Source organism: Pseudomonas brassicae, assembly GCF_010671725.1.
Taxonomy (GTDB): Bacteria; Pseudomonadota; Gammaproteobacteria; order Pseudomonadales; family Pseudomonadaceae; genus Aquipseudomonas; species Aquipseudomonas brassicae.
In genome coordinates, this window is sequence record NZ_JAAHBU010000008.1 from 1 (window position 1) to 10,390 (window position 10,390).

Sequence of the window (10,390 nt, forward strand, 5' to 3'; positions counted from 1 at the left end):
GCCCCCACGCAAATCCGTGATCAATACGTTAAACTCGCGCCACTGCTGTCTGGAGTGACCTATGCGCGATGTACTGAACCAGGGCCTGATCGACTTTCTCAAGGCCTCCCCCACGCCGTTCCACGCCACCGCCAGCCTGTCGCAGCGCCTCGAGGCCGCCGGTTACCAGCGCCTGGACGAACGTGACAGCTGGGCCACCGTGCCCGGTGGCCGCTACTACCTGACCCGCAACGACTCCTCGATCATCGCCATCAAGCTCGGCCGTCATTCGCCGCTGCTCGACGGCATTCGCCTGGTCGGCGCCCACACCGACAGCCCGTGCCTGCGCGTCAAGCCACAGCCCGAACTGCAACGCCAGGGCTTCTGGCAACTGGGCGTGGAAGTCTACGGCGGTGCCCTGCTGGCCCCATGGTTCGACCGCGACCTGTCCCTGGCCGGGCGCGTGACCTTCCGCCGCGACGGCAAGGTCGAAAGCCAGTTGATCGACTTCAAGCTGCCGATCGCGGTAATCCCGAACCTGGCCATCCACCTCAACCGTGGCGCCAACGAAGGCTGGGCGATCAACCCGCAAACCGAACTGCCACCGATCCTGGCCCAGGTCGCCGGTGACGAACGTGTCGACTTCCGCGCCCTGCTCACCGAGCAACTGGCCCGCGAACACGGCCTGAACGCCGACGTGGTGCTGGACTACGAGCTGAGCTTCTACGACACCCAGGACGCGGCCGTGATCGGCCTGCATGGCGACTTCATCGCCGGCGCCCGCCTGGACAACCTGCTGTCATGCTACGCCGGGCTGCAGGCCCTGCTCGCCGCCGACAGCGACGAAACCTGCGTGCTGGTGTGCAACGACCACGAAGAGGTCGGTTCGAGTTCGGCCTGTGGCGCCGACGGCCCGATGCTGGAGCAGACCCTGCGTCGCCTGTTGCCCGACGGCGACGACTTCGTGCGGGCGATCCAGCGCTCGTTGCTGGTGTCGGCCGACAATGCCCATGGCGTGCACCCCAACTACGCCGACAAGCATGACGGCAACCACGGGCCCAAGCTCAATGCCGGCCCGGTGATCAAGGTCAACAACAACCAGCGCTACGCCACCAACAGCGAGACAGCCGGGTTCTTCCGCCACCTGTGCATGGCCGAAGAAGTGCCGGTGCAGAGTTTCGTGGTGCGCAGCGACATGGGCTGTGGCTCGACCATCGGCCCGATCACCGCCAGCCACCTGGGTGTGCGCACCGTGGACATCGGCCTGCCGACCTTTGCCATGCACTCGATCCGCGAGCTGTGCGGCAGCCAGGATCTGGCGCACCTGGTGAAGGTACTGACCGCGTTCTACCTGAGCCGCGATCTGCCCTGAGGTTGAAAGCTTCGCTGGCAAGCCAGCTCCCACAGGTACAGCAGTGGCTCCAGGATCACTGCAATCTCTGTGGGGGCTGGCTTGCCTGCGAAGGGGCTGGCACTGACACCCATCAACCCGCGCGCAAACATTTAGCGCTATGCTCACCCCATAGCCATCCCTTACGCATAAGGACCTTGCGCATGTCCGAGTTTCAAATGATGTTCCTCCCGGTGATCGCCGGGCTGATCCTGCTCACCGTCGGTTTCAGCATGCGCGAGCGCAACAGCGGCGTGCTGATGATGTGGATCGGCATGCTGGGCATCCTCGGTATCATGGTGTGGAAGATCCTCGAGAAACTCACCTGACAAATGCTCTACACTCGGGCGATTGAGTGTTCGAGGTTGATCGTCCGGTGCCTGCCTTCCTGCGTTGTCTGACCCTGCTGTTGCTGTTTCTCGTACCCCTCGGCCAGGCCCAGGCGGCCGGCCTGCCGGGCCTGCTCGGCGGCTCGGGCAAAGCCCAGCCCGAAGCCAGCGAACCCCTCGCGCAATCCCTCGACGACGTCATCAAGAACCTCGAAAACGATCAGCAACGCAGCAAGCTGCTGGTCGACCTGAAAAAGCTGCGCGATGCAGCCCGGCAGGCCCAGCCGGCCACCGAACAAGGCGTGCTGGGCCTGATCGGCAGCACCTTCGGCGAACTGGAAAAGCAGTTCAGTGGCGATGCCAGCCCGTTCACCCGCTGGTCGCGCGAGCTTGAGCTGGCCCAGATCGAATTCGGTGCACGCCTGGTCCCCGTACAGGAATGGGCACCGATCCTGTTCGGCTTTGCCGCCATCATCGCCCTGTGGAGCCTGCTGGCCTATGCGCTGAACTGGCTGGGCCACCGCCTGCGCGTACGCTTCGGCCTGCCCGAGGAACTGCCGCAACACCCGCGCACCTGGGACCTGGTGCGCTTCGCCCTGCGCAAGCTCGGCCCCTGGCTGGTGGCACTGATCATCACCGTGTACCTGAGCTTTGCCCTGCCCTCCTCGCTGGGCAAGTCGATGGCCATGGTGCTGGCCTATGCCCTGGTGGTCGGCACCTGCTTCTCGGCCATCTGCGTGATTGCCTTCTCCCTGCTCGACGGCCCCCACCGCCATCGTGCCCTGTACATCCTGCGCCACCGCGCATTTCGCCCGCTGTGGCTGATCGGCAGCTTCGCCGCCTTTGGCGAGGCAATGAACGACCCGCGCATGGCCAATGCCCTGGGCGACCATCTGGCACATACCCTGGCGACCCTGGCCAACATCCTTGCCGCCCTGTCGACCGGGATGTTCATCCTGCGCTTTCGCCGCCCCATTGCCCACCTGATCCGCAACCAGCCACTGTCGCGCCGCCTGACCCGCCGCGCCCTGAGCGACACCATCGAGATTCTCGGCAGCTTCTGGTACCTGCCGGCACTGGTGCTGGTCGGCATCTCGCTGTTCGCCACGTTCATCTCCGCCGGCGACACCAGCACCGCACTGCGCCAGTCGCTGATGTGCACGGTACTGGTGGTGATCTGCATGGTGGTCAACGGCCTGGTGCGCCGCCATGCGCTCAAGCCGCAGCGCGCCAACCGGCGCCAGGCGGTCTACGCCGAGCGCCTCAAGAGCTTCGGCTACACCCTCGTGCACCTGGGCATCTGGCTGGTGTTCATCGAGCTGGGCTTGCGCGTGTGGGGTTTTTCACTGATCGGCTTCACCGAAGGTGAAGGACACGAGGTAGCCGTGCGCCTGTTCGGCCTGGCCAGCACGCTGATCGCCGCCTGGCTGCTGTGGATCCTCAGCGACACTGCCGTGCACCATGCCCTCACGCGCTCGCGCAAGGGCCTGGCCAATGCCCGTGCGCAAACCATGATGCCGCTGATCCGCAACGTGCTGTTCGTGGCCATCTTCATCATCGCGGTGATCGTCGCCCTGGCCAACATGGGCATGAACGTCACCCCGCTGCTGGCCGGTGCCGGCGTGATCGGCCTGGCCATCGGTTTCGGCGCCCAGTCGCTGGTGGCCGACCTGATCACCGGCCTGTTCATCATCATCGAAGACTCCCTGGCCATCGACGATTACGTCGATGTCGGCGGCCACCTGGGCACGGTCGAGGGCTTGACCATCCGCACCGTGCGCCTGCGCGATATCGACGGCATCGTGCACACCATTCCGTTCAGCGAGATCAAGAGCATCAAGAACTACTCGCGCGAGTTCGGCTACGCGATCTTCCGCATCGCCATCCCCCACAGCATGAACATCGACCAGGCCATCAGCCTGATCCGCGACGTGGGCCAGAAGATGCGCAACGACCCGCTGCAACGCCGCAACATCTGGTCGCCACTGGAGCTGCAAGGGGTCGAGAGCTTCGAGTCGGGCTCGGCAGTGCTGCGCGCGCGCTTCAAGACCGCGCCGATCAAGCAGTGGGAGGTGTCGCGCGCGTTCAACCTGGCGCTCAAGCGCCAACTTGACGAAGCCGGCCTGGACCTGGCCACGCCGCGCCTGTCGGTGCAGGTGGTGACCGCCGGCGCTGGCGCCGCGCAGGAGCAGCCCGCCAGCAGCACCTAGCCGGCGTCGGCGTTGATGCGGATGGCGTCGTGGCGCCAGTATTCCAGGTCGCAGTCGATCAGCCGCCCGTGCTGGTCGCTGTTGACCCGCGTGATGTGCAGGCCGGGGCTGCCGGCCGATACCTTCAATTCCATCGCGGCCGCCACCGGCAGCGCCGTGGGCAGTACCTCGAAGCGCACCCGACCATAGGCGATGCTGTAGTGCAGCGCATAGAGTTCGGTCAGCGACTGGCTCAGGTCCAGCTCCAGCAACCCGGGAAAGTACTCGGGGTTCAGGTAATGCTCGGCGTACAGCACCGCGCGCCCGTCGATACGCCGCAACCGGCAGATCTGGATCACGCTGGATAGCGCCGGCAGCAGCAAGCGTGCACAGATGGCTGCAGGCGCGGTTGCAGGCGGGCCGACAGCAATTGGGTACTGGGCTGACGCCCCTGGTCACGCACCATCGCGTGAAAGTGGCTGCGTTCGATCAGGTCGTAGACAAGCCGCTGCGGCGCCACGAACCAGCCCCGCCGCTCTTCGCGGTAGATCAACCCGCACGCCTCCAGTTGCACCAGTGCCTCGCGCAGGGTGATACGGGTGGTGTCGAACACCTCGCTGAGCCTGCGCTCGGCCGGCAGCTTGCAACCGGGCGACAGCAGGCCATGCTCGATCTGCTCCTGCAAGGCATGGCAGATCGCGGTTACCGCACGGGCAGGCAGTGGGCGCATCAACGGTTACCTTCCTGGACTAGTCCAGCGCATGCCGTGGGCCACAACGGCGCATCGGCAACACGCGGGTGAAAAACAAAAGCCTAGGCAATCCATGTGAACGGCACATGACAGCACCGCCCAACGGTCTCCCAGAGCCCCGGGCACAGGCGCTCAAGGCGTTGCGGATCAAGCACTTGAATCTGGTCTACGCTGTATTTTCAAGGCCGCCACTGCCACCTGGCGACATGAAACTGTCATGCAACCGGCCTACTTTGGCTCAGGTATTGCTGACCTAGACCAACCGAACCGCAACCCCTCAGCGTTTTGCACGGCACCCATCAAGGAGCTTCGGATGAAACAGCTTTTCCTGGCCTCACTGTTAGGCACCAGTATTGCCCTGTGCACCTCGGCCATGGCCGCCGACACCGACCTCAAGGCCCTTGAGGACGCCGCCCGCAAGGAAGGCACCGTCAACAGCGTCGGCATGCCCGATGCGTGGGCCAACTGGAAAGGCACCTGGGCCGACCTGGCCAGCAAGTACGGCCTCAAGCACATGGACACCGACATGAGCTCGGCCCAGGAAGTGGCCAAGTTCGATGCCGAGAAAGACAACGCCAGCGCGACATCGGTGACGTCGGCGCGCCTTCGGCCCCATCGCGGTCAGCAAGGGCGTGACCCAGCCGTACAAGCCCAGCACCTGGGACCAGGTACCGAGCTGGGCCAAGGATCAGGATGGCCACTGGGCGCTGGCCTACACCGGCACCATCGCCTTCATCATCAACAAGCAGTTGGTCAAGGAAGCGGACATTCCCAGGACCTGGCACGACCTGGAAAAAGGCAAGTACAAGGTCGCCATCGGCGACGTCGGCACGGCGGCGCAGGCTGCCAACGGCGTGCTGGCCGCCGCCATTGCCTACCAGGGCGACGAGAAGAACATCGAGCCGGGCCTGCAACTGTTCACCAAGCTGGCCCAGCAGAAGCGCCTGTCGCTGGCCAACCCGACCATCCAGACCCTGGAGAAGGGTGAGATCGAGGTGGGCGTGGTGTGGGACTTCAACGGCCTGAGCTATCGCGAACAGATCGATCCCAAGCGTTTCGAAGTGCTGATTCCGTCCGACGGCACGGTGATGTCGGGCTATACCACCATCATCAACAAATACGCCAAGCACCCGAATGCGGCCAAACTGACCCGCGAGTACATCTTCAGCGATGCCGGGCAGACCAACCTGGCCATCGGGCATGCGCGGCCGATCCGTGCCGAGCACCTGAAGCTGCCGGCCGAGGTGCAGGCCAAGCTGCTGCCCAACGAGCAGTACAAGGCGGCGCAACCGATCAAGGATGCGGCGGCGTGGGAAGCCACCTCCAAGGCCCTGCCGCAGAAGTGGCAGGAGCAGGTCATCATCGAAATGGAGTGAGCCCATTCGCTGGCAAGCCAGCGCCCACAGGGTTCTGCGGTGTTCACAAGAACCTGTGGGAGCTGGCTTGCCAGCGAAGAGGCCATCAAGCACACCGGAGACCCCATGAACCACAACGTCATCCTGGTCGTACTCGACGGCCTCAACTACCAGGTGGCCCACCACGCCATGGGCCACCTGCACGCCTACGTCGAAGCCGACCGCGCCGCCCTGTACCGCCTCGAATGCGAGCTGCCGGCACTGTCGCGGCCTCTCTACGAATGCATCCTCACCGGCGTGCCGCCCATCGACAGCGGTATCGTGCACAACAACGTCACGCGCCTGTCCACCCAGCGCAGCATCTTCCACTACGCCCGCGATGCCGGCCTGAGTACGGCCGCGGCGGCCTATCACTGGGTCAGCGAACTGTACAACCGCGCGCCCTTCGAGCCACTGCGCGACCGTCATACCCATGCACCAGAACTGCCGATCCAGCACGGCCTGTTCTATTACGCCGACCACTACCCCGACTCGCATCTGTTTGCCGACGCCGAATACCTGCGCCGCAAGCACACCCCGAACTTCCTGCTGGTGCACCCGATGAACATCGACGACGCCGGCCACAGGCACGGCCTGGACAGCAGCCAGTACCGCAACAGCGCACGCCGCGCCGACATCCTGCTGGCCGACTACCTGAGCGGCTGGCTGCACAGCGGCTACCAGGTGCTGATCACCGCCGACCACGGCATGAACAACGACCGCTCGCACAACGGCCTGCTGCCCGAAGAGCGTGAAGTGCCGCTGTTCGTATTCGGCGATGCGTTCAGCCTCGACCCGGCGGCCAAGCCGCTGCAGACCGAACTGTGCGGCACCGTCTGCGAGCTGCTTGGCATCGCCCATGACAAGCCTGTGTGCCGGGAGCTGCTCACGTGAACTCGATCACCCGTGGCAAATGGCTGGCGCTGCTGTGCCTGCTGCCCTTCGCCGTCTTCTTCATCATTTTCCAGATCGCCCCGCTGGCCTGGGTGGCGGTACACAGCCTGCAAGCCGAAAGCGGCTGGGGCCTGGACAATTTCAGCAAGGTGTTCAGCTCCAGGTTCTACCGCCAGGCCATCCAGCACAGCCTGGAAATCAGCTTCTGGTCGAGCCTGTTCGGCATCCTCATCGCGATCCTGGGCAGCTACTCGCTGCGCAAGGTGGACTCGCGCCTGCGTGACTTCGTCAACGCCTTCGCCAACATGACCAGCAACTTTTCCGGGGTGCCGCTGGCGTTCGCCTTCATCATCCTGCTTGGCTTCAACGGCGCACTGACCCTGCTGCTCAAGCAGGCCGGGATCATCGAGGACTTCAACCTCTACTCCAAGACCGGGCTGATCATCCTCTATACCTACTTCCAGATACCGCTGGGCGTGTTGCTGTTGTACCCGGCGTTCGATGCACTGCGCGAGGACTGGCGCGAGTCGGCCGCACTGCTGGGCGCCAGCGCCTGGGACTACTGGCGCCTGATCGGCCTGCCGGTGCTGACCCCGGCGCTGCTGGGTACCTTCGTGATCCTGCTGGCCAACGCCCTGGGCGCCTACGCCACGGTGTATGCACTGACCACCGGCAACTTCAACGTGCTGCCGATCCGCATCGCCGCGCTGGTGTCGGGCGACATTTCGCTGGACCCGAACCTGGCCAGTGCGCTGGCGATGATCCTGGTGGGGCTGATGACCCTGGTCACGCTGGTGCACCAATGGCTGTTGAAGAGGAGCTACCATGTCTCGCGCTGAATCGGGCTCGGCCAGCCTCTACCACCGTGTGGTGGTGTATGTGCTGTTCGTGATCCTGCTGTTGCCGCTGGCCGGCACCCTGCTCTACTCGCTGTCCACCAGTTGGTCGGCGAGCCTGCTGCCCAGCGGTCTGACCTTCAAGTGGTACGTGGCGCTGTGGAGCGAACCGCGCTTTCTGGCCGCGTTCGGCCAGTCGCTGCTGGTGTGCGTGGGCGCGCTGCTGCTGTCGGTGCTGCTGATCCTGCCGCTGCTGTTCGTGGTGCACTACCACTTCCCCAAACTCGATGCGCTGATGAACATCCTGATCCTGCTGCCCTTCGCGGTGCCGCCGGTGGTGTCCTCGGTGGGGCTGCTGCAGCTCTACGGCTCGGGGCCGATGGCGATGGTCGGCACGCCATGGATCCTGATCGGCTGCTACTTCACCGTGGCCCTGCCGTTCATGTACCGCGCCATCACCAACAACCTGCAGGCGATCAACCTGCGTGACCTGATGGACGCGGCCCAACTGCTCGGCGCCAACACCTGGCAGGCCGCGTTCCTGGTGGTGTTGCCCAACCTGCGCAAGGGCCTGATGGTGGCGTTGCTGCTGTCGTTCTCGTTCCTGTTCGGCGAGTTCGTGTTTGCCAACCTGCTGGTGGGCACCCGCTACGAGACGCTGCAGGTGTACCTCAACAACATGCGCAACAGCAGCGGGCACTTCAACAGCGCGCTGGTGATTTCCTACTTCCTCTTCGTGCTGGTGCTGACCTGGGCAGCCAACCGTCTGAACAAGGACAAGACCTGAAATGAGCTTCGTCAGCATCCAGAACCTGCAAAAAAGCTACGGTACCAGCACGGTATTCAACGACATCAACTGCGAAATCCAGCGCGGTGAGTTCGTCACCCTGCTCGGCCCCTCCGGCTGCGGCAAATCCACCCTGCTGCGCTGCATCGCCGGCCTTACCGCAGTGGACAGCGGCAAGATCCTGCTCGACGGCCACGACCTGGTGCCGCAAAGCCCGCAAAAACGCGGCATCGGCATGGTGTTCCAGAGCTATGCGCTGTTCCCCAACATGAGCGTCGAGCAGAACGTCGCCTTTGGCCTGCGCATGCAGAAGGTCAAGGGCGAAGACAGCCGCACCCGCGTGCTCGAAGCGCTGCGCATGGTCGAGCTGCAGGACTTTGCCGGCCGCTACCCGCACCAGCTCTCCGGCGGCCAGTGCCAGCGCGTGGCCCTGGCCCGCTCGCTGGTGACGCGGCCGCGCCTGTTGCTGCTGGACGAGCCGCTGTCGGCGCTGGATGCGCGCATTCGCAAGCACCTGCGCGAACAGATCCGCCAGATCCAGCGCGAGCTGGGCCTGACCACGATCTTCGTGACCCATGACCAGGAGGAAGCGCTGACCCTGTCGGACCGCATCTTCCTTATGAACCAGGGCCGCATCGTGCAGAGCGGCGATGCCGAGTCGCTCTACACCGCACCCGTGGATGCGTTTGCCGCCGGCTTCATCGGCAACTACAACCTGCTCGATGCCGGCAGCGCCAGCCGCCTGCTACAGCGCCCTGTCAGCAGCCGCCTGGCGATTCGCCCGGAGGCCATCGCGCTGAGCCTGCACGGCGAGCGCGAGGGCCTTGTGCGCAGCCACAGCCTGCTGGGCAATGTGATCCGCTACCGCATCGAGGCACGTGGCGTGGAGCTGGTGGTGGATGTGCTCAATCGTTCAGCGGCCGATCTGCACGCCGATGGCGAACGGGTATCCTTGTCCATCGATCCCACTGCCCTCTGCGAAGTCGCCTGAGGGCTGCACAGGAGTTTTGTTGAAATGGCTTTAGCGATATTCGATCTGGATGAAACCCTGATCCATGGCGACTGCGCCTCGCTGTGGAGCGAGCAGATGGTGCGCCTGGGCTGGGTCGACGGTGAGTCGTTCCTGCGCAAGGACCGCGAGCTGATGGAGGCCTACGGCAAGGGGCACCTGGCGATGGAGGACTACATGACCTTCAGCCTGGAGCCGCTGATCGGGCGCACGCCAGAGGAAGTCGCGCATCTGGTCGAGCCGTGGGTGGAGGATTTCATCGAGCCGATCATCTTCAGCGAGGCGACTCGTACCATCGCCGCGCACCGCAAGGCGGGTGATCGGGTCCTGGTCATCTCGGCCTCGGGGGTGCACCTGGTCGGGCCGATTGCCGCGCGCCTGGGGATCGACGAATACCTCGGGATCGACCTTGAGGTGGCTCGCGGGATGTACACCGGCAACACCGTCGGCACCCTGACCTACCATGAAGGCAAGATCACGCGGTTGCTGGAATGGCTGGATCAGGAGGAAGAGAACCTGGAGGGGGCGAGTTTCTATTCCGATTCGCGCAACGATTTGCCTTTGCTGTTGAAGGTGGACCACCCACATGTAGTGAACCCCGACCCGGTGTTGCGCGAGCAGGCCGAGCAGCACGGCTGGCCGATTCTGCACTGGGCCTGAAAAAAAGCTTCGCTGGCAAGCCAGCTCCCACAGGTTCATCACTGTTCTCAAGGGCAGTGGTGTACCTGTGGGAGCTGGCTTGCCAGCGAAGGGGCCCTTAGGCCTTACACAAGGCTTCCGTCGATCACCAGCACCAGCTTGCCCGAGACCTGATTACCCGCCAGTTCCGCAA

General features: G+C 64.3%; 8 protein-coding genes and 2 pseudogenes. 9 read left to right on the plus strand and 1 reads right to left on the minus strand.

Annotated elements, in window-relative coordinates:
• Positions 1 to 61: 61 nt before the first annotated feature.
• From G3436_RS00855 to G3436_RS00860, 3 genes are all read left to right on the plus strand, one after another.
• Entirely contained in the window at positions 62 to 1,351 is a 1,290-nt protein-coding gene (locus G3436_RS00855; RefSeq protein WP_163940415.1) for a M18 family aminopeptidase, read from the plus strand.
• Positions 1,352 to 1,533: 182 nt separating this feature from the next.
• Complete coding sequence (locus tag G3436_RS26955; RefSeq protein WP_178116273.1) at positions 1,534 to 1,698, plus strand: hypothetical protein; 165 nt, start codon at positions 1,534 to 1,536, stop codon at positions 1,696 to 1,698.
• A 47-nt stretch (positions 1,699 to 1,745) separates the two neighbouring features.
• Positions 1,746 to 3,908, plus strand: coding sequence for a mechanosensitive ion channel domain-containing protein (locus G3436_RS00860; protein ID WP_163940425.1), 2,163 nt, complete (start codon positions 1,746 to 1,748; stop codon positions 3,906 to 3,908).
• Here the strand turns inward: G3436_RS00860 and G3436_RS00865 are convergent.
• Positions 3,905 to 4,617, minus strand: a pseudogene (locus tag G3436_RS00865) (UTRA domain-containing protein). The gene G3436_RS00860 and the pseudogene G3436_RS00865 overlap by 4 nt on opposite strands.
• 334 nt (positions 4,618 to 4,951) lie before the next feature.
• On the opposite strand from G3436_RS00865, the pseudogene G3436_RS00870 reads away from it, so the two are divergent.
• The 6 genes and pseudogenes from G3436_RS00870 (at position 4,952) to G3436_RS00895 (ending at position 10,218) form a co-directional block, all read left to right on the plus strand.
• Positions 4,952 to 6,014 (plus strand): annotated as a pseudogene (locus G3436_RS00870) (ABC transporter substrate-binding protein).
• A 105-nt stretch (positions 6,015 to 6,119) separates the two neighbouring features.
• Complete coding sequence (locus G3436_RS00875; protein WP_163940417.1) at positions 6,120 to 6,926, plus strand: alkaline phosphatase family protein; 807 nt, start codon at positions 6,120 to 6,122, stop codon at positions 6,924 to 6,926.
• 5 nt (positions 6,927 to 6,931) lie between these two features.
• On the plus strand, positions 6,932 to 7,765 hold the full coding sequence (locus G3436_RS00880) for an ABC transporter permease (protein ID WP_163940427.1): 834 nt from the start codon (positions 6,932 to 6,934) through the stop codon (positions 7,763 to 7,765).
• On the plus strand, positions 7,752 to 8,549 hold the full coding sequence (locus G3436_RS00885) for an ABC transporter permease (RefSeq protein ID WP_163940419.1): 798 nt from the start codon (positions 7,752 to 7,754) through the stop codon (positions 8,547 to 8,549). The genes G3436_RS00880 and G3436_RS00885 overlap by 14 nt, the downstream gene beginning before the upstream one ends.
• A 1-nt stretch (position 8,550) precedes the next feature.
• A complete protein-coding gene (locus tag G3436_RS00890) occupies positions 8,551 to 9,540 on the plus strand; it encodes an ABC transporter ATP-binding protein (RefSeq protein WP_163940421.1) in 990 nt (329 codons plus the stop codon).
• Between the two features lie 24 nt (positions 9,541 to 9,564).
• Complete coding sequence (locus G3436_RS00895; protein ID WP_163940423.1) at positions 9,565 to 10,218, plus strand: HAD family hydrolase; 654 nt, start codon at positions 9,565 to 9,567, stop codon at positions 10,216 to 10,218.
• Positions 10,219 to 10,390 lie beyond the last annotated feature (172 nt).

Bases quoted from the DNA above. Each gene is read 5' to 3' on its own strand.
- G3436_RS00885 (WP_163940419.1), top strand. From the start codon at position 7,752: ATGTCTCGCGCTGAATCGGGCTCGGCCAGCCTCTACCACCGTGTGGTG.
- G3436_RS00875 (WP_163940417.1), top strand. From the start codon at position 6,120: ATGAACCACAACGTCATCCTGGTCGTACTCGACGGCCTCAACTACCAG.
- G3436_RS26955 (WP_178116273.1), top strand. From the start codon at position 1,534: ATGTCCGAGTTTCAAATGATGTTCCTCCCGGTGATCGCCGGGCTGATC.
- G3436_RS00855 (WP_163940415.1), top strand. From the start codon at position 62: ATGCGCGATGTACTGAACCAGGGCCTGATCGACTTTCTCAAGGCCTCC.
- G3436_RS00890 (WP_163940421.1), top strand. From the start codon at position 8,551: ATGAGCTTCGTCAGCATCCAGAACCTGCAAAAAAGCTACGGTACCAGC.
- G3436_RS00895 (WP_163940423.1), top strand. From the start codon at position 9,565: ATGGCTTTAGCGATATTCGATCTGGATGAAACCCTGATCCATGGCGAC.